Raw genomic sequence first — 23748 nt, 5'->3', positions numbered from 1 at the left:
CAACCGCGCCCCCGGCCCCTTCGGCGTGATAAAATGCGCTTGCCTCTTTCCCTGGCCGCGATCCCTCCCTATAGTAAGAGGGCCGGTGCAAGCCGGCTATGACACTAAACCCCACGCGGAATAAGCGTTGCGGACCCGGGGGCGGTACCCGGCGCCTCCACCAGTCCCGATCCCTTGGGCCCCATCCCTTGGAATCGGCCTCGGGGGCGAAATAGGATCGACGTGCGTGGTAAAGGCCTGGGTTGTGTTCGGCATGGTACCACCGTTATCGGACCAACTCTGACAAGTGCCAACGATAACGTTGAACTTGCCGCTGCGGCCTAAAAATCCGTAAGCGCGGTTCGGGGGGGCACCGGGCAACAGAAGCCCCCCCACTTCTCCCCCTGCTCTCCAAACAAGAACCCTGCTCCCTCGGAGCCCTGCCCCTCGCGCATGGGCGCCCCGAAAAAGCAGCGCGCCGCCCCATTCTTTAGGCCCAGGCGGCTCGACCTTTCGACTCTTCTCTGATCGCTTCCTTTCTCCCACCTGCTGCAAGCCCAGCCTTACGGCCATGCGTCCGGGAGATCGTGCCATGCGCAAAATGCAAAGCGCGGGCCATGAGCCCGGTTGCGCTTGGAGAGCCAGACGCTATGCTGGGGACAGGCCCGGACAGGCCCGGGGGATCCCAGGGGAGAAACGCTCCCGTTTGGGAAACCGTGGCATGCCCCGCCCTGCTTATTCGTTCATAGGGACCCCAAGGAGCGCCCGTGGAAGACCGGATCACCCACTTTGCCTATGACCAGATGGTTGAGAGTGCCCTGAAGGGCGTGGTGCGCGAGGCGCTTGACGTGACCGCGCGTCAGGGGCTGCCCGGTGCCCATCATTTCTACATCACCTTCCGCACCAATTACCCGGGCGTTCAGCTGGCCCCCCGCCTCAAAAGCCAGCACCCCGAGGCGATGACCATCGTTTTGCAAAACCAGTTCTGGGACCTGGTGGTCGAGCCCGACCATTTCGAAGTCAGCCTGTCGTTCGGCGGCCGGCGCGAACGCCTGGTCATTCCGTTCCGGGCGGTTTCCACCTTTGCCGATCCGCACGCGACGTTCAGCCTTCAGTTTTCGGTTCCGGGCGGCCCGGCTGCCTCCGAAGTGCCCGAAAACGGGGTCGGGGACGACGATACCCTGCCCGAAGGGGCCTTGCTCACGCCCGGCCTGGTGTTCACCGACGAGGCTCCGGGCGACGCCACGCCGCCCTTGGCATCCACCCCGGCCGAGGGTAGCCCCGGCAATATTATTACGCTGGACCGCTTCCGCAAGAAACCTTGAGCGTTCGCGTCCACGGCCCCCTGGTTGTTGATCGCGCCCCCGGTTTTTCCGGGGCGACGGCAAGGGAGGGCCTACCCTCATATCCTTCGGGAGAGACCGGCATGATTGATCCCGCCTTCGCGGAAATGTTCCCCCTGGCCGCCGACACCACCGAGTACCGTCGGGTCGAAGGCACCGAAGGTCTGGTTGGCGAAGAAACGTTTCGCGGTTCCCCCATGCTGGTGGTCAAGCCCGAAGCCCTGAGCGTTCTCGCCAAAACGGCCTTCCGCGATATCGCCCACCTGCTGCGCCCGGCGCATCTGGCCCAGGTGCGCGCGATTTTCGACGACCCCGAGGCATCGGCCAACGACCGCTTCGTGGCCCTGGAACTGCTGAAGAACGCCAACATCGCGGCCGGCATGGTGCTGCCCATGTGCCAGGACACCGGCACCGCGATCATCATGGGCAAGAAGGGGCAGCGGGTGTTCTCGGGCGACGACGACGCCCTGGCGCTCAGCGAGGGCGTGGCCCAGGCCTATGGCGAGTTCAATCTGCGCTATTCGCAGATGGCGCCACTCACCATGTACGACGAGGTCAATACCGGCAACAATCTGCCGGCCCAGATCGATTTGTACGCAACCCCAGGTAATGCCTACAAGTTCCTGTTCATGGCCAAGGGCGGCGGCTCGGCCAACAAGGTCTACCTGTACCAGCAGACCAAGGCCCTGCTGAACCCGGAATCCTTGCTGCGCTTCGCCGACGAACAGATCCGCACCCTGGGCACCGCCGCCTGCCCGCCCTATCACCTTGCCGTGGTCATCGGCGGCACCAGCGCCGAAACCTGCCTGAAGACGGTCAAGCTGGCCAGCGCCCACTACCTCGACGGCCTGCCCACGGCGGGGTCGTCCACCGGCCATGCCTTCCGTGACCTGGATCTGGAAGAGCGCATCTTGGACCTGACCCGCTCCTTGGGGTTGGGGGCCCAGTTCGGCGGCAAGTACTTCTGCCACGACGTGCGGGTGGTGCGCCTGCCCCGTCATGGCGCCAGCTGTCCGGTGGGCATCGGGGTTTCGTGCTCGGCCGACCGTCAGGTGGTGGGCAAGATCACCCGCGACGGCGTGTTCCTGGAGCACCTGGAAACCGATCCCGCCCATTACCTGCCCGACGTGCGCACCGACCGCCTGTCGGACGAGGTCGTGCACATCGATCTGTCGCGGCCCATGGACGAAATCCGGCGCACCTTGTCGCAGTATCCGGTGCGCACCCGGGTTTCGCTGAGTGGCCCCATGATTGTCGCGCGCGACATCGCCCACGCCAAGCTGAAGGAACGCCTGGACCGGGGCGAGGATCTGCCGGACTACTTCAAGAACATGGCGGTGTATTACGCCGGACCCGCCAAAACGCCCCAGAACTACGCCTCGGGCTCGTTCGGGCCGACCACGGCCGGACGGATGGATGCCTATGTGGATCTGTTCCAAAGCCGGGGCGGTTCCATGGTGATGATCGCCAAGGGCAACCGCTCGACGGCGGTCACCGAGGCCTGCAAGCGTCACGGCGGGTTCTATCTGGGGTCGATCGGCGGCGCCGCGGCCCAGCTGGCCCTGAACAGCATCCGCAAGGTTGAGGTGCTGGAATATCCGGAACTTGGAATGGAAGCGATCTGGCGCATTGAAGTAAAAGACTTCCCCGCATTCATCATCGTCGATGACAAGGGCAATGATTTCTTCAAGCAACTCTAAGGAGCCGATCCTGCCCGCGTGCGGGCGGGAGGATCTCCGTCGGGCGCGCTTGGTGCAGGCCCTCCTGCCCCTGTTGCGCGCCACCCTGGGGACGGTAGAGGTCTGTGACATGACCGACGCCACGGGGTTTTACCTGGATGGAGTGCTGTTCGGCCTGGTTTCGGGCGGACGCCTCCATTTCCGGGTCGATTCCGGCAATCGCACCGAATACGACGCCTGGGAACGGGAGGCCACCCCCGAGGCGGGCCTGTTTGGCGCCCCTCTCATGTCGGCTGGCCTCAAGTTCCGGGCGGTCCCCCCGTTCGTGCTGGACGACGAGGACCGGATGGCCGAGTGGGGCCGCAAGGCGTTCGAGGCGGCCAAGCGCGCCCGCAAGGCCGCCGGATAGGGGGCTCTCCCCCTGATTCTTCCCTCTTTCCTCCCCCTTTGAGCTTTTTTCGCCAATCCCTAGGAGCCTGGCAGACCCATGGACAATGTCGTCGCGGACCCGATGGTGCGCAAGCGATCGGTAACAATCGCCGGTCACCGCACCAGCGTGTCTTTGGAGGAACCTTTTTGGGAGGCCCTCAAGGAGCTGGCCCGCCGGCGCGGGATTTCGGTCAACGACTTGGTCACCGACATCGACGCGCAGCGCTCCGGCAACCTGTCGAGTGCGATTCGCATCCACGTTCTGGCCGCGTACCGCGCTCCGGACACGATGGCCTCCTGATCTTCCCTTGGAGCATCGTGCGTTGGCCCGGAGCCAGGCACGATGCTTTCACTCTTTGTTTTTGTGTTCGACCTATCCGAGAAGCGGTTTCCCCTCTTCGGGTCTCCCCCTAGAGTTCGTCAGGGAAAAGGGGGCAGCGCTTTTCCCGAAACAACAAACTCAAACAAAGGGATCCGGAGTCTGTCCGCTTCACCGTGAAACGGACGGACTCTAGCGCTTTTTGGCCCGGCCCCCGGGGAAAGCGGCGCGAAAACGCCCCCATCCCCGGGGACCCCCTTCTTGTTTTCCCTTGAAACCGGGGCATTGCGTTTCGTTTTCGTCTTGTATCGGATCGCCCTCCCCCATGCGGCGGGAAAACGAAAATTTTTCAGTTTTATCCATAAAAATTAAAGAATAATTCTTCCATGTTGTTTAATCCTTCTTTAGGGAATAATATGTTTAGTAGAAGGGCAGGGACCAGAGTCCCGCTGGACTCAGGTGTGGCCCGGGTGAAATCGCATCAGGCAGGGGCTTTCGTGCGGTTTCCCCGACAAGACGCAAGGAGGCGATCATGCCTCGGATCCATTATTCTTTCTCCCAGCACATGACGGCGTTTGTTGCCGTGATCATGCTCAGCGCCCTGATGGCCGGCGCGCTTCAGATGGGGGAGGCCCGCCTGGGAGGCGGCTTGCAAACGCCTTTGGCCGGAACCCTGGGCGGCATCCAGGCCCCTTCGTCCCCCGAGTGGGGCAACACGGTTTTGCGCCTGTCCGGCCTGCACTGAAGTCGGTCCGTTTCACGGTGAAGCGGACAGACCCGACGCCCGTTTGATCGAGCGTGTTTTTCGGGAAAAGCGGTGCCCACTTTTCCCTGACAAACTCCAGAGCACCGTCCCCGGATCCGGTTCAACGCACGGTGCTTCAGAAATCCGTCGGCTTCGGACGGGAGCGGACGGACAGGGCGAGGCATTTGCTTGGCCGTGCCTTTCTGGGAAAAGCGGTCCCCGCTTTTCCCAGATAAATTTTCAAGCCCCCCACGCATCGGGAACAATCCTTGAAAATCCGGGATCAGGGGTTGTCCTGGACGATCCCAGCCTTGCGGGCGACCTTCAACCAAAGCGGAAATTCCTGCAAGAGGCGGTCGTAAAAGGCCTCGTCCGAAAGATCGTGAAGATCGTCAATGGCAAAAAATCCGCAATTATCAATCCCTCCCTGACCAAGGGTATCGAGCTGCTCCAGAACTCCATAGTTTTTTCCGCCGAGCCCCATGAACTGCCAGAACAACGGCCGAGACGAGGAGTTGGTGATTAATTCTTTGATTTCCCTGTTTTTACGAACTCCGCCATCGCTCACAAAGAGAATATAAATCGGGAGCCGGCTGGGATCCTTTTCATAATGATCGAGGACATCGCGCATGATGGGCGGCTCATCGTTAGCCCCGCCCACCCAGGCCCGCCACCCTCCGTTCGCGTGAGCCACGTAATCGCGGCAATTGGCCAGGGACATGGGGGGAAGACGCGTCTGGCGATCATCGAACGCCCACACATCCAAGGCCCCATCGTCGTCGAAGCGCAGCGCCAGGGGTAAAAGGCGATCAAGCAAGGCCTGGATTTTTCCTTCCTTGTACTGCTTTCGCATGGAGCCCGTGGCGTCCAGGACAAGCCCGACCCGGGCGCGCAAGGAGGCAAGCCCGGTCTTTTCCAGGCTCACGCTCACTTTCTTGGTCAGGTTCACAAGATGAGGGGCCTCGGCCGCCACGCGTTTTTCCAGGGAAACCCTCGACGTGTCTGGCCTGCTTTCCTCCGCCACGACTCCCCCGAAATGCCGGACCACGGCATCCAGGCCGCCGTTGAAGCCCTGAGCGGAAAGGCCTATCCGCCAGTTCCCATCCTTGCGATAAATCTCGGCCAGCATCAGCGCCCGTTCCTGGGCGAACGTCGCGCCTGAAAAGTCGAAGCGGGACTCGTGGCCCGGAGCCTGGATCACAAGGGATCCCGCCGTCACGTCGTGAAACACGCCGGGACCGTCCACGGACAACACCAGGACAAGGCGTTTCAACGAGGAGGGCAAGCGGGCCAGACTCACCTCCACGCGATCGTTTTCCAGCCGGAGGCCGCCGCACGGAGAGACAGGCTGATTGAAAAAAATCATGTACCGGTCGTCGCTCAGCCGCTCCTGGTCGTCGAGACCGAAGACCGAGGCGTCCACCCCAAGGCCCTGGACCTTCCAGGCCAGGGAAAAGGGGGACGCTCCCACCAGGGTCTCCAGCGGAAGGCGTTGTCCACGAGACAGTATCATTTCTCCCTCTCCGTGTTTTTTCTTCTTCAACGCATTTTAGGCGCTGTTTTCTCTTTTTTGAAGAAAAACAAGGGTGGCGGGAGGGTCAGGCGCGCGCCGCGCGACGACATCACAACCGAGACCGCGCCCCGCCGTTTGGTGCGCATCTCTTTGTTTAAGTTTGTTTTTTCGGGAAAGACGGTGTTCCCCTTTCCCTGACAGCCCTGAACCGGGTGAGAGTCAAAACGGCGGGGGACTTTGCTGGCGGGGAAAGGCTTACGACGGCCCGGCGCACCACCCCTGCCGGGCCTTTCCGTCGTAGGGGCGGCCCAGGCCTTCGTTGAGCAGCACGGTTGTGGCGTCGCGTCCGTCGGAAAGCATGATGCGCGCCACAACACGCCCGGCATATTTGCCCTCGCGCACATCCGTCAGGGTGACGGAAGTGCCCAGCAGCTCTTGCAGGCGATCGCGGGCCGCCTGGGCGGCTTCTTTTTCCGCCTCGCATTTCCCCCGGATTTCCGGTGTGTCGATTCCATCCAGCCGCACGCTGGTGCGAACGGTCAGGCCGGGCCAGGGATAGGCATCGACGGTTACCGTGTCCCCGTCGTAAACCTCGACGACAACGGCGGGAATGGCGCCAGGGGGCGGCAGATAGGCCACCTGCTGCTCGCCCTGCGCCGCGCGCGCGGGAGAGAGCAGTGCAAAAAGGGCCCAGATCGCGGCCAGTCGGGTCAGTGTGGTTTTCATGGTCAATACATTTGATATCGACCCGAACTTTCAAGAGGGTTAACACACCCCAGGACCGCTTCGCCTTTGCTCCCACATGATCACCCCGGGCGTTTTCAAGGGGGCCTCCGGCGAGAGAGCGTTTTGCGAGCCAATACGCCCGACCGGTTGCCCTGGGTCGGCTTGAAACGAAGGAAAACCATCATGTCCGATGATGAAATCGAGGAGCTGAGACAGCGCTTCCTTGATGAAATGGGGGATGACTTTGTCCCCGACGAGGTCAGCCCCGGCAGCTTCGGGTGCCACGAAGCCCTGCACATGGCTGATTTCCTGATGGAATCGGTGGATCGAAGCCTTCTCGGGCACCCTGCCGTCGTGCAAAACCCCGCGTGGTTCGAGCTGGCCTACAAGGCGCATCAGGCTTTGTTCCAGCTTTATCAAGACATCGGAATCGCCCATCTTGAGGCAGACGATGACGAGCCACCGCCCGAGGGCGCCGGGACTCCCTGACGGAGCCCCCTTCCCGCTCCCTCCCTTCGCGATCAGGCCGGGCGGGCGGAGACGGCAAGGTCCTCTCCGCCGCCTCCAGCCAAGGGGTAGCCCAGGGGGTGGGTGCGCCTCTTCGCGCTTGTTTCACGCCTCCGAAGCGGTTTTGTCGTCGCCCCGGGGCGGGGGGTCGGGCACCGGCTGACGCGCGCGCGGGGTGTCGTCCTCGGCCCACGGGCCGGGGGCTTCCAGCCAGCCGGCCAGATCGGTCAGGGCGCGGCGCGAGACACCCAGCTTGCGCTCGCGCCCCTTGGGCACCCGGGGTTTGGCGCCGGGCCGGGCGATGACCGGATCAAGCGGCGGAAACAGACCGAAGTTGATGTTCATGGGCTGGAAGGTTTCGGCGTCGGCGCCCCCGGTCACGTGACCCAAAAGCGCGCCCAGCGCGGTGGTGGCGGGCGGCAGGGCCAGATCCAGCCCCAGGGCCTCGGCGGCGGCGAAGCGCCCGGCCAGCAGCCCGATGGCGGCGCTTTCCACGTAGCCCTCGCAGCCCGTGATCTGGCCCGCGAAGCGCAGGTCGGGCCGGGTTTTCAAGCGCAGCCGCCCATCGAGCACCAAGGGCCCGTTCAGGAACGTGTTGCGATGCATGCCGCCCAGGCGGGCGAACTCGGCATGCTCCAGGCCGGGGATCAGGCGCAGCACCGCCACCTGCTCGGCATGGCGCAGGCGGGTCTGGAAGCCCACGATGTTGTAAAGCGTGCCCAGGGTGTTGTCCTGGCGCAACTGCACCACGGCATGCAGGCGCTGTTCCGGCGCGCGGGGATCGCGCAGGCCCACCGGTTTCATGGGCCCGAAGGCCAGGGTTTCGCGCCCGCGCGCCGCCATGACCTCGATCGGCAGGCAGCCGTCGAAATAGGGCGTGCCCTCCCACTCGCGGGTCGGCGTCACCGCCGCTTCCAGCAGGGCGTCCACGAAGGCGTCGTATTGCTCGCGGCTGAGACCGCAATTGATGTAGTCGCGGCCGTCCCCCTTGTCGTAGCGCGACTGGAACCAGGCCTTTTCGAAGTCGATGCTGTCGCGGTGGACAATGGGGGCGATGGCATCGAAAAAGGCCAGGCTTTCGGCCCCCGTCACCGCCTGGATGGCCTGGGCCAGGGGGTCGGCGGTGAGCGGACCGGTGGCGATGATCGCCGGGCCCGGGGGCAGTTCGGTGACTTCGGCGCGTTCGATACGCACGGCCGGATGGGCTTCCAGGGCCTGGGCGATGACCTGGGAAAAGCCGGCGCGATCAACCGCCAGCGCCCCGCCCGCCGGCACCTTGGTGGCCTCGGCCGCCGTCAGGATCAGCGAGCCGGCGCGGCGCATTTCCTCGTGCAGCAGGCCCACGGCGTTGAACAGGGGATCGTCGCCGCGCAGGGAATTGGAGCACACCAGCTCGGCCAAATCCCCGGTGCGATGGGCCGGGGTGGCGCGGTGCGGGCGCATTTCGATCAAGGTCACGGGAACGCCGGCGCGGGCCAGTTGCCAGGCGGCTTCGCACCCGGCCAGGCCGCCTCCGACCACGGTCACGGGCAATGGGTTTTCCAGGGAAGAAATGACGGCTCTCCACGAGATAAAGGGATGCGACCACCACGGGCCAGGCCCCTATCATAGGCCCATGGCCCCGCCGCGCGCGCCCTTTTTCACCCCCCCAGGCTTTTCAGCATGATTTCGCCCCCCAAGACCAGCAGCCCCCCATAGAACAGGCGCCGGAACAGGGCCTGGGGAACCCGGGCCCCCAGCCACGCCCCCGCCGCCATGCCCGCCACCGCCGGCACCACCGCGAGCGTTGACCAGCCCAGGGACGCAAAAGGAAGGCGGTCGTGCGCGGCCAGGGCCAGCGCGAGGGCGGCGCTCGCGGTGGTGAAGGCAAGGCCCAGCGCCTGAACCAGCCGGGGCCGATCCAAGGACAGGCTGGCCAGGTAGGGAACCGACGGCAGCACGAAAACGCCGGTCGCCCCGCTGGCAAGGCCGGTCAGAAGGCCCATGACCAGGCCCACCGCGATCGGAACCGGGCCACGGGTCGCGCGCACCCGGGGCAACCGGACGCCCCCCAGGCCCACCAGCGCGTACACCACCAGGATTCCCCCCAGGCCGGCCCGCACCAACGTCGTTTCGGCGTGCATCCAAGGGGCACCCAGGGCGGTGCCAAAGGTGATGCCCGCCAGCAGGGGCGCAAGGCGGCGGAGCAAGGGCCAGGGCGACGGCCCGGCCAGGGCCTGCCACAGGTTGGTGAGCAGTGACGGTACCAGCATCAGGGCCGCCGCCTCGGCCGGGCTCAACACCAGGCCCAGCAGGCCCATGGCCACGGTGGGCAGGCCCATGCCCAGCAGACCCTTGACCACGCCGGCGGCCAGGAACACAACGAGGCAAAGCCCGAGAAGAAGAGTGTGATCCATCATGGGCCGAAGGGTGGCAGGCCCCACGCCCAGCCACAATGCGGCATTCCTTGACCCAGCCTTCGTTAAGCCTTGAGGCTGATCCATGCGGGCGCCCTGGCCGGAGGAAAGCACGTGCGTTTTGATCTCACGGATCTGCGGCTGTTCCTGGCGGTGATCGAGGCCGGCAGCATCACCCAGGGAGCGGCACGGGCGGGCCTGTCGCTAGCGGCGGCCAGCGCCCGGGTGCGAGGACTGGAAGCGCGCCTGGGGGTTCCCCTGCTTGAACGCGGCCGGCGGGGGATCGAGCCCACCGCCGCCGGGCGAACCCTGGCCACCCACGCGCGGGGCATCGTGCGTCAGGCGGTGGTGCTGCAAGGGGAAATGACCGAGCACGCCCAGGGCCTCGGGGGCGCGGTGCGCCTGCTGGCCAACACGGCGGCCCTGGCCACCTTCCTGCCCGAGGCCCTGGGGCGTTTGCTGGCCGCCCACCCCGATCTGTGCCTGGAGCTGGAGGAACGCCCGAGCCCGGCGATCGTGCACGCGGTGCTGGAGGAACGGGCCGACCTCGGCGTGATCGCCGACAGCGCCGACCCCACCGGCCTGGAAGCCACCGTTTTGGGGCCCGACCCCCTGGCGCTGGCGGTGCCCCTGTCCCATCCCCTGGCAAGCGCGCCCGGCGTGTGGTTCGCCGACGTGCTGAATGAAGGCTTCATTGGCCTGCGTCACGACAGCGCCTTGCACCAGTTGCTGGCCGGCCACGCCCTGCGTCACGGGGCTGTGTTGCGCTTTCGGGCCCGCCTGCCCGCCCTGGACGGTGTCTTGCGCATGGTTGCCCTGGGGGCCGGCGTCGCCGTGGTTCCGGCCGCCGCCCGCCCGGCGTCCCTGCCGGTGGTTCTGGTCGGGCTGCGTGATGCCTGGGCCGGCCGGCACCTGCTGCTGGTCACCCGCCGATCGCAGGCCCTGGCGCGCCCGGCCCGGCTGGTCCACGCCGCCGTGCGGGAGGCGTTTTCCGGGCCGGTCTGAGCCCCTCCCGTTCCCCCATAAAAAAAGCGGGAGGGGGTTGCCCCCCTCCCGCCTTGTGAGAGTCGTTGACGGGCCTCTTACTCGGCGGCCTTGCTGTCGGCGGCCGCGTCGGGCGCCGCGCCCAGGCCGGCCAGGTGGCGCAGCAGGGCCCAGCGGTTTTCGATCTCGCGTTCGGCGGCGCTGATCATGCCCGTGTAGGCCTCGGGGTGCGCCTCGCGGGTCACGCGGAAGCGGCCCTCGCCCGCCAGGTAGTCGGCCAGGGCGCGCTTGCGCTCCTGGGCGTCGAGGGCCAGGCCCGGCTGCCCGGCCGCCTGACGGCGCGGGTCGAAGCGGTACAGCGGCCAGTACCCGCTGTCGATCGCCAGCTGCTGCTGGCCCAGGCCACACGACAGATCGTAGCCATGGGCGATGCAGTGGCTGTAGGCGATGATCAGCGACGGACCATCATACGACACCGCTTCGGTAATGGCGCGGATGGTCTGGTTGTCGTTGGCGCCAAACGCGACCGAGGCCACGTAGACGTGCCCGTTGGCCATGGCGATCAGGCCCAGGTCCTTCTTGGGCAAAGACTTGCCGGCAACCGCGAACTTCGCCGAGGCGGCAAGGGGCGTGGCCTTGGACTGCTGGCCGCCGGTGTTGGAGTACACTTCGGTATCCATCACCAGGATATTGACGTTGCGCCCCGAGCTGAGCACGTGGTCCAGGCCGCCGTAGCCGATGTCGTAGGCCCAGCCGTCGCCGCCGACGATCCACACCACCTTTTCAACCAGGTAGTCGGCCAGCGAGATCAGCGCGCGGGCCTCGGCGCCGTCGATCGCCGCCAGGGCTTCCTTCAGCACCCGCACCCGCTCGCGCTGAAGCGCGACCTTGGCTTCGTCGTTGTGGTGGAGGCCGCCCAGCAGGCCCTCGACCAGCTGACCGTCCAGGCGGGGCGCCAGCAGCTCCAGCAGGCGCCGGGCCTCGGCGCGGTGCTGATCCAGCGCGATGCGGAAGCCCAGGCCGAACTCGGCGTTATCCTCGAACAGCGAGTTGGACCACGACGGGCCGCGCCCGAAGGCATCGGTGGTGTAGGGCGTGGTCGGCAGGTTGCCGCCGTAGATCGACGAACAGCCGGTGGCGTTGGCGATCATCATGCGATCGCCCCACATCTGGGTCAGCAACTTCAGGTAGGGCGTCTCGCCGCAGCCCAGGCAGGCCCCCGAGAATTCGAACAGGGGCGTCATGAACTGGGTGCTGCGCACGTTGGCCTTCAAGGTTTCGCGCTCGACCTCGGGCAGATCCTGGAAGGCCGCCCAGTTGGCCTTGTTTTCCTCCAGCACCGGTTCCTTGGGCTGCATGGAAAGGGCGCGCCGGCTCGGGTCTTCCTTGTCGAACGAGGGGCAAACCTCGACGCACAAGGTACAGCCGGTGCAGTCCTCGGGCGAAATCTGGAACACGTATTCCGAGCCCTTCAGGTCGCCACCGCCCCGGTACGGAGCATGCTGCATCCCCTCGGGCAACGACGCGGCCACGTCCGAGGGCACGGCCTTCACGCGCAGGGCTCCGTGCGGACACACCATGACGCACTTGTTGCACTGGGCGCACAGGCTGGCGTCCCAGGCGCAAATTTCCTGGGCGATGTTGCGCTTTTCCCAGCGCGCCGTGCCGGTGGGCCAGGTGCCATCCACGGGGAAGGCGCTGACCGGCAGCAGGTCGCCCTTGCCCGCCAGCATCACGGCGGTGACACGCTTCACGAAGTCGGGAGCCTCGTCGGCGACCAGGGGCGGCACTTCGTGCCCGGTGATCTCGGCGGGGATGGTGACCTCGGTCAGGTACGACACCGCCTGATCCACGGCGGCGAAGTTCGCGTCGATGACCTTCTGGCTCTTGCGGGCGTAGGTCTTGGCGATGGCGTCCTTGATCGCGGCGATCGCCTTGTCGCGCGGCAACACCTTGGCCAGGGCAAAGAAGCAAGCCTGCATGATGGTGTTGATACGCCGGCCCATGCCGACCTCGGCCGCGACCTGGTTGGCGTCGATCACGAACAGCTGCATCTTGCGATCGATCAAGGTGCGCTGGACGCGCGCCGGCAGATGATCCCAGACCTCATCCTTGCTGTAGGGCGCGTTCAGCAGCAGCGTGGCGCCCTCGCGGGCCGCCTCCAGGACGTCGAGCTTGTCCAGGAAATCGAAGTGGTGGCAGGCGATGAAGCCGGCGCGATCGACCAGGTAGGGCGCCTTGATCGGGCGCGGGCCAAAGCGCAGGTGCGAGACCGTGGTGCCGCCCGACTTCTTGGAGTCGTAAACGAAATACCCCTGGCCGTACATATTGCCGGCGTCGCAGATGATCTTGATCGAGTTCTTGTTGGCGCCGACGGTGCCATCCGAGCCCAGACCAAAGAACAGCGAGCCTTCCACGTCGTCCGGTTCGATCGAGAACGACGCATCGTAGGCCAGCGACAGGTGGGTGACATCGTCCTTGATGCCCACGGTGAACTCGGCCGCCGGGGTTTCGCGGGTCAGCTCGTCGAAGACGGCCTTGACCATCGCGGGCGTGAATTCCTTGGACGACAGGCCATAGCGGCCGCCGATCACCACCGGCTGGCTGGCGGTCGGCCGGCCCATGGCACGGGCGCGGTGCAAGGCGCCGACCACGTCCATGAACAAGGGCTCGCCCAGGGCGCCGCATTCCTTGGTGCGGTCCATGACCGCGATGGCGCGCGCACTCACCGGCAAGGCGGCGACGAAGGCATCGACCGAGAACGGACGGAACAAGCGCACCTTGAGCACGCCAACCTTCTCGCCCCGGGCCGCCAGCCAGGTGGCGGTTTCCTCGGCGGTTTCGGCGCCCGAGCCCATGATCACGATCACGCGCTCGGCCTCGGGGTGGCCCACGTAGTCGAACAGGCCATAGCGCCGCCCGGTCAGGGCCGCGAAACGGTCCATGGTCTCTTCAACGATGGACGGGCACGCCGTGTACCAGGGGTTGCGGGCCTCCTGGGCCTGGAAGAAGGTGTCCGGGTTCTGGGCGGTGCCGCGCACGACCGGGGCATCGGGGGTCAGGGCGCGGGCGCGGTGCGCGGCCACCAGCGCGTCGTCGACCATCTCGCGCAAGGCGTCGTCGGGCAGCGCGGTGATCTTGGAAACTTCGTGCGAGGTGCGGAAGCCGTCGAAGAAGTGCAAGAAGGGCACCCGGCTTTTCAGCGTGGCCGCGTGCGCGATGCACGCCATGTCCTGCGCTTCTTGCACCGAGTTCGAGGCCAGCATGGCAAAGCCGGTCTGCCGGCACGACATCACGTCGGAATGATCGCCGAAGATCGAAAGCGCGTGGGTGGCCAGGGTGCGCGCCGACACGTGGATCACGAACGGCGTCAGCTCGCCCGCGATCTTGTACATGTTGGGGATCATCAGCAAAAGGCCCTGGGACGCCGTGAAGGTCGTGCCCAGCGAACCGGCCTGGATGGCGCCGTGACAGGCGCCGGCGGCCCCCCCTTCCGACTGCATTTCCACGACCTGGGGTACGTCGCCCCACAGGTTCGGCAGGCCCTTGGCCGACCATTCATCGGCCAGTTCGCCCATGGTGGACGAAGGTGTGATCGGATAAATCACCGCGACTTCGCTCAAGCGGTAGGCGACCGAGGCACACGCCTCGTTGCCGTCAACCGTGATCGTTGTGCCGTCGGTCATGGGGGGGAGCCTCCTTGCCTGCTCGTCTTAACTATCGTCGGGTTGGGGAAGGGAACCAGGCCGCCCCCCCGAAGGGACGACCCGCCGATGATGAAGGAACGCGGTCTTGTTACGCTTTCTTGAACAGCTTCGGCTTTGCTTGTGTCCAGATCAGGGCGAAGGAGCAGCATCCGAACCCAAGGGGCCGGTGCACGTCCGTTCACCCGCCGCCTGGCCGCGCGCCCGACGGGGCACCCTTGCCGTTCGAGGGGTGCCCTCGCTGTTTCCTGGTCTCGATCAAGGGCGCGACCTTAGCCGCCTTCGTTCCCGGGTTCCAGTACGGAATAACCCTAAGTGTCTTGAAAATACCGGGAAGAGGCAAAAAACGAAATATTGTTACCGCAGTGCGACGAAAAGAGGTATCCACGGAAGCAGCTCGCTCCGATTCCATGCCATCACGCCCCCTTGTGCCTTCCAAGACGCCAAACGGGCGCAAGGATCAGACCCTTGAACGCTTGTTCAGACGTCGACACACTCCGGACAGGAGGCGTGTTCCAGTTGCCGGACGGCCTGGCCAATCAGGCCCGCGCCCTCGTCCTTGAGGAAGGCCACCAGGGCCTCGGCCACCGGCAGCAGGTGCTTGCCCTGGCGGATGACCACGTACCACTGCCGGCGCACCGGCAACCCCTCCACGTCCAGTTCATGCAGCCGGCCCACGGTAAGCTCCAGGGTCATGGTCAGGCGCGAGAGCAGGCTCACGCCCATGCCGGCCATCACCGCTTGCTTGATGGTCTCGTTGCTCGACATCTCGATCACCCGCCGGGGGGTGACGCCGCCCTCGGCCAGCAGGGTTTCCATCAAGATCCGGGTGCCCGACCCCGGCTCGCGCAACAAGAAGGTCTCGCCCTCCAGATCAATCAGGCGCACCTTGCGCCCGATCAGCGGGTGATCCGGAGGCGCCACCATGACCATGGGGTTGGCGGCGAAGGGCTGGGCCAGCACCGGCGGGTCGGTGGGCGGACGCCCCATCACGAAAACATCCAGCGCGTTGTCGGCGATCAGGGCCAGGATGCGCTCGCGGTTGGCCACCGTCAGGCTGAGTTCCACCCCCGGGTGACGGGCCGTGAACGCCGACAGCAGGCCGGGCGCGAAATACTTGGCCGTGCTCACCACCCCGATGCGCAAGACGCCGGCGCGACTGCCGCGCAGGGCCTCCATGGCCTCCTCGGTGTCCTGCACCGCGCCCAGGATGATCCGCACGTGCCCCAGAAGGGTCTGGCCGGCGGGGGTCAGCGACAAGGTGCGCCCGATCTGCTCGAACAGCTTGAGGCCGGCCATGCCTTCCAGCTGCTTGATCTGAAGCGACACCGCCGGCTGGGTCAGGCCCATGGTGCGCGCCGCGTCGGAAAAGCTGAGATGACGGGCCACCGCCTCGAAGATCTGCATCTGGCGCAAGGTGGCGTGGCGCATCGGCGCGTCTCCCTCCAAAGCCCGCAAAAAACATAAGCCGAACTTATGACCGTCGCAACCATAACTTTGTTGCGTTTATGGCCGGTGGCGGCGACCATGCCCTTGTCATTCCTCGGGGCACTCCCGCGCTGCGAGCACCCCGAGTGTTATCGTCCCGATCCGTTGGATCCCGATCCGTTTGGAGTGTTGATCATGAGCCCGAGCGTGCGCATCGCCCCCAGCCTGCTGTCGGCGGATTTCGCCTTCCTGGCCCAGGAAGCCCGCGTGGTGATCGAAGGGGGGGCCGACCTGCTGCACTTCGACGTCATGGACAACCATTATGTGCCCAATCTCACCGTCGGGCCCCTGGTGTGCGCGGCACTCAAGCCGCATTCCAGCGTGCCCATCGATGTCCACCTGATGACCCGCCCGGTCGATGCCCTGATCGACTCCTTCGCCGCCGTCGGGGCCGACCTGATCACCTTCCACCCCGAGGCCAGCGACCACGTGCACCGCTCCCTTCAACTGATCAAGGGCAAGGGATGCAAGGCCGGCCTGGTCCTCAATCCGGCGACGCCGCTCACCGTGCTTGATCACGTGCTGGGGGATCTGGATCTGGTCTTGGTCATGTCGGTGAACCCGGGCTTTGGCGGCCAGGCGTTCATTCCCTCGGCGCTGCCCAAGATCCGGGCCCTGCGCCGGATGATCGACGAGGCCGGGCTGAACGTGGCCATCGAGGTCGATGGCGGGGTCAAGGCCGACAACGCGTTCGAGCTGGGCGCGGCCGGGGCCGACATCCTGGTGGCGGGATCGGCGGTGTTCGGCGCCCGCGACCGGGCCCAGGCCATTGCCGCCATCCGCGAGCGCGCCCAGCAAGGACGCGCCCAGCACCTGGCCTGAACGCCGCCGTTTCCTTTCCAGCCCCCCCCCTGAAGGTCCGTGGCGGCGTCGCGGCCGCGGGACCGCCCGCTTCAACCGGAAGGAACCCCTTTCATGCTCGCGACCGACCGCACGACCCTGGCCCAGTTCCTGGTCGAGGAAACCCAGTCCCGTCCCGGTGATCCCTCGACCCTGGTCGGACTGCTCCTGGACGTGGCCCAGGCTTGCAAGATCATCGCCAAGCTGATCGCCATGGGCCAGCTGGCCGGCGTGCACGGCTACAACGGCGAAACAAACGTGCAAGGGGAGACCCAGGCCCGGCTGGATTTGCTGTCGAACCAGGCCTTCATCCGCGCGACCGAGCGCACCGGCCACGTGGCCGGCCTCGCCAGCGAGGAAATGGAGGAGATCTACAACCTGACCCGTCCGCACGGCCGGGGAAACCTGCTGCTGACCTTCGATCCCCTCGACGGGTCGTCGAACATCGACACCAACGGCACGGTGGGCAGCATCTTTTCCATACTGCCCTTCGAAGGCGGCGAGCGCGAGCCCGAAACCCAAGACTTCCTGCGCCCGGGGCGCGATCAGGTGGCGGCCGGCTATGCCTTGTACGGGCCCTCGACCATGTTCGTGCTGACCATCGGGGCCGGCGTGCACGGGTTCACGCTCGACCCCCTGCTGGGCGATTTCGTGCTCACCCACCCCGGCATGACCGTGGCGCCCGCCACCGCCGAGTTTGCCATCAACGCGTCCAACCGCCGCTTCTGGGAGCCGCCCATTCACCTCTACGTGAACGAGCTGCTGGCCGGGGCCACGGGCGTGCGCGGCAAGGATTACAACATGCGCTGGATCGCGGCCCTGGTCGCCGACTGCCACCGCATCTTGCTGCGTGGCGGCATCTACCTGTACCCGCGCGACACCAAGCCCCCGGTCAAGGCCGGCCGTCTGCGCCTGCTCTACGAAGGCGCGCCGATCGCCATGCTCATGCAACAGGCGGGCGGACGGTGCATCACCGGCCTGGACGAGGTGCTGGATATCCAGCCCACCGCCTTGCACCAGCGCGTGCCCCTGATCTTTGGCTCGTCCGACGAGGTTGACCGGGTCGAGGCGCTCCACCGCCACCCCGATACCGTTGAAAGCATCACGCCCTTGTTCGGCCAGCGCGGCCTGTTTCGCGACTGACCGGCTTCCTCGCTTCCGGGGCGCCGTGCCCTTCGACCATGGCGCCCTGCACGCCCTGTCTTCAGGCCAGTCGCGTTGAAAGCCGGGGCTCCCGCCCCGGGCTTTGTTCCCGCGCCCCGTTTTGCCAGCTTACCCGATCGCTCCATCCGACCGTCCAGGGGAAACGCCATGTCCGCCAAGCATCCGATCATTGCCATCACCGGGTCGTCGGGCTCCGGCACCAGCTCGGTGACCCGGACCTTCGACCAGATTTTCCGGCGCGAAGGTGTCAACGCCGTTATTGTTGAAGGCGACAGCTTCCACCGCTACGAACGCAAGCCCATGAAGGCGGCGATGAAGGAAGCCCTGGACGCCGGCAACCCCAACTTCAGCCACTTCGGCCCCGACGCCAACCTGTTCGAGGACCTGGAAGCCCTGTTTCGCACCTATGGGGAAACGGGCACCGGCCGGCGGCGCTTGTACCTTCACAACGAAGAGGAAGCCGCGCCTTACGGCCAGGAGCCCGGCACCTTCACGCCCTGGGAAGACCTGCCCGAAAGCGACGTGCTGTTCTACGAAGGCCTGCACGGCGCCGTGGTCACCGAAACCGTCGATGTCGCCCAGCACGCCGACTTGAAAATCGGGGTGGTGCCCGTGATAAACCTGGAATGGATCCAGAAATTACATCGCGACAAGGCGTCGAGGGGCTATTCAACGGAAGCGGTCACCGACACCATCTTGCGGCGCATGCACGATTATGTGCATTATATCTGCCCTCAATATACCCGGACGGACGTTAATTTCCAGCGGGTGCCGACGGTGGACACCTCCAATCCCTTCATTTCCCGACACGTGCCCTCGCCCGACGAGAGCTTCGTGGTCATCCGCTTTCGCAACCCCAAGGGAATCGACTTCCCGTATCTGCTGAACATGCTCCACGACAGCTTCATGTCCCGGCCCAACACCATTGTCGTCCCCGGCGGCAAGATGGAGCTGGCCATGCAGCTGATCTTCACGCCTTTCATCTGGCGCCTGATGGACCGGCGCACCCGCTAGCGGGTCCGGCCTGTTTCTTCTCCCTTGATCCGCGCAGGAGATGACTCCATGACCCTGGTTTCGCCCGCCGCCCTTTCCCAGGCCGCGACCGCCATCCGCATGCTCGCCGCCGACGCGGTGCAAAAGGCCAAGTCGGGGCACCCCGGGATGCCCATGGGCATGGCGGAAATCGCGCTCGCCCTGTGGCGGGCCGAGGGTGGCGCCGTGCGCCACAACCCCGCCAACCCGGCCTGGCCCGACCGCGACCGCGTGGTGGTGTCGAACGGGCACGGCTCGATGCTGCTGTACGCCGTCTTGCACCTGACCGGCTACGCGCTCACCGCCGAGGATCTGGCCTCGTTTCGCCAGTTGCACAGCCGCACCCCGGGCCACCCCGAGGTGGACGTGACCCCGGGCGTCGAGACCACCACCGGCCCGCTGGGCCAGGGGCTGGCCAACGCCGTGGGCATGGCCCTGGCCGAGCGCCTGCTGGCCGAAACGTTCAACCGCCCCGGGCACGCGATCATCGACCATCACACATGGGTCTTGCTGGGCGACGGCTGCCTGATGGAAGGCATCAGCCATGAAGCCTGCTCGCTGGCCGGACGCCTGGGCCTGGGCAAGCTGATCTGCCTTTATGACGACAACGGCATTTCGATCGATGGCCATGTCGAGGGCTGGTTCAGCGACGACACCCCGGCCCGCTTCCGCGCCTACGGCTGGCAGGTGATCGAAGACGTGGATGGTCACGACGTCGCCGCCGTGGCCAGCGCCGTGGCCGAGGCCCGGGCCGACACTACCCACCCCACCTTGATCTGCTGCAAGACGGTGATCGGCAAGGGCAGCCCGGGCAAGGCCGGCACCCACGACGTGCACGGCGCCCCCCTGGGCGACGCCGAGATCGCCGCCATGCGCGCGTCCCTGGACTGGCCGCACGCGCCGTTCGTGGTCCCCGACGAGGTCCGCGCCGTGTTCGACGCCCGCGCCAGGGGCGCCGAGGCCGAAGCCGACTGGACCAACCGCCTGGCCGCCTACCGCGCCGCCTTCCCCGATCTGGCCGCCGAGCTGGAGCGCCGCCTGGCGGGGCGCCTGCCCGACACCTTCGACGCCCTGGCCGCCGAAACCCTGGATGCCCTCGACAAGGCCGGCGATGTCGCCACCCGCAAGGCCAGCCAGATGGTCATCGGCCACCTGGCGCCGGCCGTGCCGGAAATGGTCGGCGGCTCGGCCGACCTCACCGGGTCCAACCTCACCGACTGGAAGGGCGTGACCCGCATCAACGATGCCCCGGCCGGGCGTTACCTGTCGGCGGGCGTGCGCGAGTTCGGGCTGGCCGCGATTTTCAACGGCATGGCCTTGCATGGCGGCTTCATTCCGTTCGCCGGGACCTTCCTGGTGTTCTCGGACTATGAGCGCAACGCCATCCGCATGGCGGCCTTGATGAAACGCCGGGTCATCCACGTTTTGACCCACGATTCCATCGGCCTGGGCGAGGACGGGCCCACGCACCAGCCGGTCGAGCACGCCGCTGCCTTGCGCCTGATCCACAATCTGGCCGTGTGGCGCCCGTGCGATGGCTATGAAACCGCCGTGGCCTGGATCTCGGCCCTCAGGAACGCCGACGGTCCGGCCGCCTTGCTGCTGTCGCGCCAGAACCTGCCCGCCCAGCCCCGCACCCCGGAGCAGAAGGCGGCCGTGGCCCAGGGCGGCTATGTCCTGTCGGGCCGCGCCAATGCCAGGGCCGTGATCCTGGCCAGTGGCTCGGAAGTGGGGCTGGCCCTGTCGGCCCAGGCGCTTTTGGAAAAGGACGGCGTGGCGGTGTCGGTGGTCTCGGTGCCCAACCTCGGCTTGTTCATGGCCCAGGACAAGGCGACGCGCGACGCCGTCCTGCCTGCGGGCCTGCCCCGGGTCGCGGTCGAGGCCGGGCATCCCGACCCCTGGTGGAAGCTGGTCGGGCTGGACGGTGCCGTGATCGGCATGACCACCTTTGGCGAATCGGCGCCGGCTCCGGTGCTGTTCAAGCACTTTGGCTTCACTCCCGAGGCCGTGGCCGCCAAGGTCAAGGACGTGATCGGGGCCTGATCTTGAACGGGGGAAGCCCACGGCGGGCTTCCCCCGTTTCCTTGTTCGGGGGAGAGCGCCCCAGGCGGCTTCCCCCTGGGGGGCATTTTCCCCCGCTTGCGGCCGGCGGCGGGCAGGGCTAAAACCCCAGCCATGAACGATGCACCCCGGCCCCGCGACCTGATTTTGCCCGACGACGACGCCACGACCCGCCTGGGCGCGGGGCTCGCGCGTCTGGCGCGCGCGGGCGACGTGATCGCCCTGTGGGGCGACCTGGGAGCGGGCAAGTCCACCTTGGCCCGGGGCGCGGTGCGGGCCCTGACCACCCCCGGCGAGGACGTGCCCAGCCCCACCTTCACCCTGGTTCAAACCTACGACCCCACCGAGCCCGGGCGTCCGCCCGTGTGGCACTTCGACTTGTACCGGCTGGACGACCCCGAGGAAGCCCTGGCCCTGGATCTCGACGACGCCTTCGCCGAGGCGCTGAGCCTGATCGAATGGCCCGAGCGCCTGGGGGTTTATTTGCCCGACAGCCGCCTTGACGTTGCCTTGCGCCCGCGCCCTTCCGGGGAGACGGGGCGCGAGGCCCGCCTGGTGCCCCAGGGCGGCGACTGGGACCAGCGCCTTCCCCTTGACCCCTTGGATTTGCTGCGATGACCGGGGCGTGCCTTCCCCCCTTGAGCGCCCTGGATCCGGCCGAACGGGCCGCGCGGCGCCGAAGCCTTCTGGAACGGGCCGGCTGGGGCGAGGCCTCGGCCCACCCCCTCGCCGGCGATGCCAGCTTTCGCCATTACGAGCGCCTGCGCCGTCCCGACGGCGCCAGCGCCATCTTGATGGACGCGCCGCCCCCCCACGAGGACACCCGTCCCTTTCACGCGCTGGCCGATCACCTGAACGCGCTCGGTTTTTCCGCGCCCGCCGTGTGGGCGGCCGAGCCCGAGGCCGGTTTCCTGCTGCTCGAAGACCTGGGCAACGATACCTATACCCGCCTGCTGGCCCGGGGCGCCGACGAGGAAGTCCTTTACACCCTGGCCGTGGATACCCTTTGCGCCTTGCAGGCCCTGCCGGCGGCCCGCGCCATTCCGGCCGGCCTTGCCCCCTATGACGAACCCCGCCTGCGCGCCGAGGCCCGGCTGTTCCCCGACTGGTACCTGCCCGCGTGCGGGGTGAAGGTTTCGCCCGAGGCCCTGAAGGCCTTCGATGCGCTTTGGGAACCGCTGGCCGTCGTCGCCAACGCCCTGCCTCCCACCTTGGTTTTGCGTGACTTCCACGTGGACAACCTGCTCTACCTGCCCGAGCGTCCGGGGATAAAAGCGTGCGGCCTTCTGGATTTCCAGGACGCCCTGGCCGGCCCGCCCACCTACGACCTGCTGAGCCTGCTGGAGGACGCGCGGCGCGACATCGACCCCGACCGGATCGCACGACTGCGCGCCCGGGCCCTGGCCACGCGCCCCGACCTGGACCCGGAGGCTTTCTCGGCCAGTTGGGCGGTGCTGGCGGCCCAGCGCCATCTCAAGGTCATTGGCATTTTCACCCGCCTCGACCGGCGCGACGGCAAGCCCGCCTATCTTGCCCACCTGCCCCGCCTGCTGCGCCTGCTCGACGCCAGCCTGACCCATCCCGTTCTGGCCCCCCTCGCCCGCTGGCTGGAACGCCACGCGCCCGATCCGGCCGCCCGCCTGCCCGCCCCCCTCGTCCCAGCCGCCGCCTCCCCCCGCGTGGCCTGAGAGTCTTGCCGTTCTTGCCCTTCAAGGAACCCCGCATGGCCACCGTCCTGGTTTCTCCGACCCCCGCCCCGATCTCGATGCTCTCCACCGTTCCCGTGCCATCGCGGGCCATGGTGCTGGCCGCCGGGCTGGGCACCCGCATGCGTCCGCTGACCGACAGCGTGCCCAAGCCCCTGGTGCGCGTGCAGGGCAAGCCCCTGATCGACTGGGCCCTGGACCGGCTGGAAGAAGCCGGCGTGAGCGAGGCCGTGGTCAACCTGCACCACCTGCCGCAGATGCTGCGCTGCCACCTGGCCCAGCGGACCACCCCGCCCCGCCTGGTGTTCTCCGACGAAACGCACGCGCGCCTGGAAACCGGGGGCGGCGTGCGCCACGCGCTCCCCTTGCTGGGCGACGATCCCTTTTTCGTGGTCAACACGGATGTCATCTGGCTGAACGGCGCCCGGCTCGCCCTGGCCCGCATGGCCGAGGCCTGGGATCCGGAAACCATGGACGCCCTGCTGTTGCTCCATCCCCTGGCGTCGGCCTATGGCTACGACGGCAAGGGGGATTTCCTGATGGACCCCGTGGGCCGGCTGGAGCGCCGCCAGCCCGGCCTGATGGCGCCTTTCATCTTCACGGGCGTGCAGATCTTGCACCCGCGCCTGTTCGAAGGCACCCCCGAGGGGCCGTTCTCCTTGAACCTGCTCTACGACCGCGCCCTGTCCGAGGGCCGGCTGGGCGCCATCGCCCACGATGGCGAATGGTTCCACGTCGGCACCCCCCAGGCGCTGAAGTACACCGAACGCACCCTTTCGTGCTGCGCCCGCCTGACCAGCGACAAGTAAGACACGACCGACGAAATCACGGACGGGGATGCCGGACGCGGAACGCCCGGGCGGCATGGCTCCCGTGGGGCGCCACAAGACGTGGCGGCCCTTGATCTGAACGGTTGTCAAAGGAAAGCCGCTCCCGCACCGGGGCGGCTTTCTTTCCGTGCGGCGTTCCCCGGACCCGGGACGATGGCGCGACTCCGGCAAGAACCAGCGGGCGCCTCCCCTGCCCTGCCCCACCCAAACGCGACTTTCCCGCCATGGGATTGGAGACCCAACCACAACCGGGCTTCCCGGACATGGCGAGCCGTGCTTTTCCCTGTTTTCCCCCAGGGGGTT

At 66.8% G+C, this 23748-nt stretch carries 20 protein-coding genes and 1 other RNA gene; 15 read left to right on the top strand and 6 right to left on the bottom strand.

Features of this window, described 5'->3' with window-relative positions; translation table 11 throughout:
* The first annotated feature begins 42 nt into the window (after positions 1-42).
* The 6 genes from ssrA to ROR02_RS05375 all read left to right on the top strand — a co-directional run bounded on the left by ssrA (position 43) and on the right by ROR02_RS05375 (position 4494).
* Positions 43-376: a transfer-messenger RNA gene (ssrA, locus tag ROR02_RS05400) on the top strand.
* A 370-nt stretch (positions 377-746) separates the two neighbouring features.
* Positions 747-1304: an SspB family protein gene (locus tag ROR02_RS05395; RefSeq protein WP_246135415.1), complete on the top strand. Its 558-nt coding sequence runs from the start codon at positions 747-749 to the stop codon at positions 1302-1304.
* Between the two features lie 101 nt (positions 1305-1405).
* Positions 1406-3022, top strand: a complete 1617-nt coding sequence (locus ROR02_RS05390) for a fumarate hydratase (protein ID WP_147162991.1) — start codon at positions 1406-1408, stop codon at positions 3020-3022.
* A gap of 52 nt (positions 3023-3074) precedes the next feature.
* The gene (locus tag ROR02_RS05385) at positions 3075-3410 is read left to right on the top strand and encodes a TfoX/Sxy family protein (RefSeq protein ID WP_246135414.1); all 336 of its coding nucleotides are present in this window, start codon (positions 3075-3077) and stop codon (positions 3408-3410) included.
* Between the two features lie 78 nt (positions 3411-3488).
* Positions 3489-3731, top strand: coding sequence for a ribbon-helix-helix domain-containing protein (locus tag ROR02_RS05380; RefSeq protein ID WP_147162989.1), 243 nt, complete (start codon positions 3489-3491; stop codon positions 3729-3731).
* Positions 3732-4281: 550 nt separating this feature from the next.
* Positions 4282-4494: a hypothetical protein gene (locus tag ROR02_RS05375; RefSeq protein WP_147162988.1), complete on the top strand. Its 213-nt coding sequence runs from the start codon at positions 4282-4284 to the stop codon at positions 4492-4494.
* Between the two features lie 283 nt (positions 4495-4777).
* Here ROR02_RS05375 and ROR02_RS05370 read toward each other — a convergent pair whose 3' ends face one another.
* Together ROR02_RS05370 and ROR02_RS05365 are read right to left on the bottom strand one after the other, a co-directional pair.
* Positions 4778-6007, bottom strand: a complete 1230-nt coding sequence (locus tag ROR02_RS05370) for a VWA domain-containing protein (RefSeq protein ID WP_147162987.1) — start codon at positions 6005-6007, stop codon at positions 4778-4780.
* Between the two features lie 255 nt (positions 6008-6262).
* Complete coding sequence (locus ROR02_RS05365; protein ID WP_147162986.1) at positions 6263-6733, bottom strand: thermonuclease family protein; 471 nt, start codon at positions 6731-6733, stop codon at positions 6263-6265.
* Positions 6734-6916: 183 nt separating this feature from the next.
* On the opposite strand from ROR02_RS05365, the gene ROR02_RS05360 reads away from it, so the two are divergent.
* A complete protein-coding gene (locus ROR02_RS05360; RefSeq protein WP_147162985.1) occupies positions 6917-7222 on the top strand; it encodes a hypothetical protein in 306 nt (101 codons plus the stop codon).
* A gap of 123 nt (positions 7223-7345) precedes the next feature.
* Here the strand turns inward: ROR02_RS05360 and trmFO are convergent, their stop codons facing one another.
* Positions 7346-8785, bottom strand: a complete 1440-nt coding sequence (gene trmFO / locus ROR02_RS05355; RefSeq protein WP_170244982.1) for a methylenetetrahydrofolate--tRNA-(uracil(54)-C(5))-methyltransferase (FADH(2)-oxidizing) TrmFO — start codon at positions 8783-8785, stop codon at positions 7346-7348.
* A 95-nt stretch (positions 8786-8880) separates the two neighbouring features.
* A complete protein-coding gene (locus ROR02_RS05350; protein WP_246135413.1) occupies positions 8881-9675 on the bottom strand; it encodes a sulfite exporter TauE/SafE family protein in 795 nt (264 codons plus the stop codon).
* Between the two features lie 75 nt (positions 9676-9750).
* Here ROR02_RS05350 and ROR02_RS05345 point away from each other — a divergent pair, with 75 nt between their 5' ends.
* Positions 9751-10641: a LysR substrate-binding domain-containing protein gene (locus tag ROR02_RS05345; protein ID WP_147162983.1), complete on the top strand. Its 891-nt coding sequence runs from the start codon at positions 9751-9753 to the stop codon at positions 10639-10641.
* Between the two features lie 77 nt (positions 10642-10718).
* Here the strand turns inward: ROR02_RS05345 and nifJ are convergent, their stop codons facing one another.
* Positions 10719-14306 carry a pyruvate:ferredoxin (flavodoxin) oxidoreductase gene (gene nifJ, locus ROR02_RS05340; protein WP_147162982.1) on the bottom strand — a complete coding sequence of 1196 codons (3588 nt, stop codon included), beginning with the start codon at positions 14304-14306 and terminating at the stop codon, positions 10719-10721.
* Positions 14307-14804: 498 nt separating this feature from the next.
* The gene (locus tag ROR02_RS05335; protein WP_147162981.1) at positions 14805-15755 is read right to left on the bottom strand and encodes a LysR family transcriptional regulator; all 951 of its coding nucleotides are present in this window, start codon (positions 15753-15755) and stop codon (positions 14805-14807) included.
* A 192-nt stretch (positions 15756-15947) separates the two neighbouring features.
* Between ROR02_RS05335 and rpe the strand changes: the two genes are divergently transcribed.
* The 7 genes from rpe (at position 15948) to ROR02_RS05300 (ending at position 23424) form a co-directional block, all read left to right on the top strand.
* On the top strand, positions 15948-16634 hold the full coding sequence (rpe, locus tag ROR02_RS05330; RefSeq protein ID WP_147163018.1) for a ribulose-phosphate 3-epimerase: 687 nt from the start codon (positions 15948-15950) through the stop codon (positions 16632-16634).
* A gap of 93 nt (positions 16635-16727) precedes the next feature.
* Positions 16728-17795 (top strand): class 1 fructose-bisphosphatase, encoded by a 1068-nt coding sequence (locus tag ROR02_RS05325; RefSeq protein WP_147162980.1) that lies wholly within the window; start codon positions 16728-16730, stop codon positions 17793-17795.
* A gap of 168 nt (positions 17796-17963) precedes the next feature.
* Positions 17964-18830 (top strand): phosphoribulokinase, encoded by an 867-nt coding sequence (locus ROR02_RS05320; protein ID WP_147162979.1) that lies wholly within the window; start codon positions 17964-17966, stop codon positions 18828-18830.
* Positions 18831-18878: 48 nt separating this feature from the next.
* A complete protein-coding gene (gene tkt, locus ROR02_RS05315) occupies positions 18879-20891 on the top strand; it encodes a transketolase (RefSeq protein WP_147162978.1) in 2013 nt (670 codons plus the stop codon).
* A gap of 132 nt (positions 20892-21023) precedes the next feature.
* Entirely contained in the window at positions 21024-21527 is a 504-nt protein-coding gene (tsaE, locus tag ROR02_RS05310; protein ID WP_147162977.1) for a tRNA (adenosine(37)-N6)-threonylcarbamoyltransferase complex ATPase subunit type 1 TsaE, read from the top strand.
* Entirely contained in the window at positions 21524-22597 is a 1074-nt protein-coding gene (locus ROR02_RS05305; protein WP_147162976.1) for an aminoglycoside phosphotransferase family protein, read from the top strand. The genes tsaE and ROR02_RS05305 overlap by 4 nt, the downstream gene beginning before the upstream one ends.
* A gap of 77 nt (positions 22598-22674) precedes the next feature.
* On the top strand, positions 22675-23424 hold the full coding sequence (locus ROR02_RS05300; RefSeq protein WP_147163017.1) for a nucleotidyltransferase family protein: 750 nt from the start codon (positions 22675-22677) through the stop codon (positions 23422-23424).
* The last annotated feature ends 324 nt before the right edge of the window (positions 23425-23748 follow it).

This window comes from Pararhodospirillum oryzae (genome assembly GCF_007992075.1).
Taxonomy (GTDB): domain Bacteria; phylum Pseudomonadota; class Alphaproteobacteria; order Rhodospirillales; family Rhodospirillaceae; genus Pararhodospirillum; species Pararhodospirillum oryzae.
Note: the sequence above shows the minus strand (reverse complement) of the source record. Positions and strands in the feature narration are given on the sequence as shown.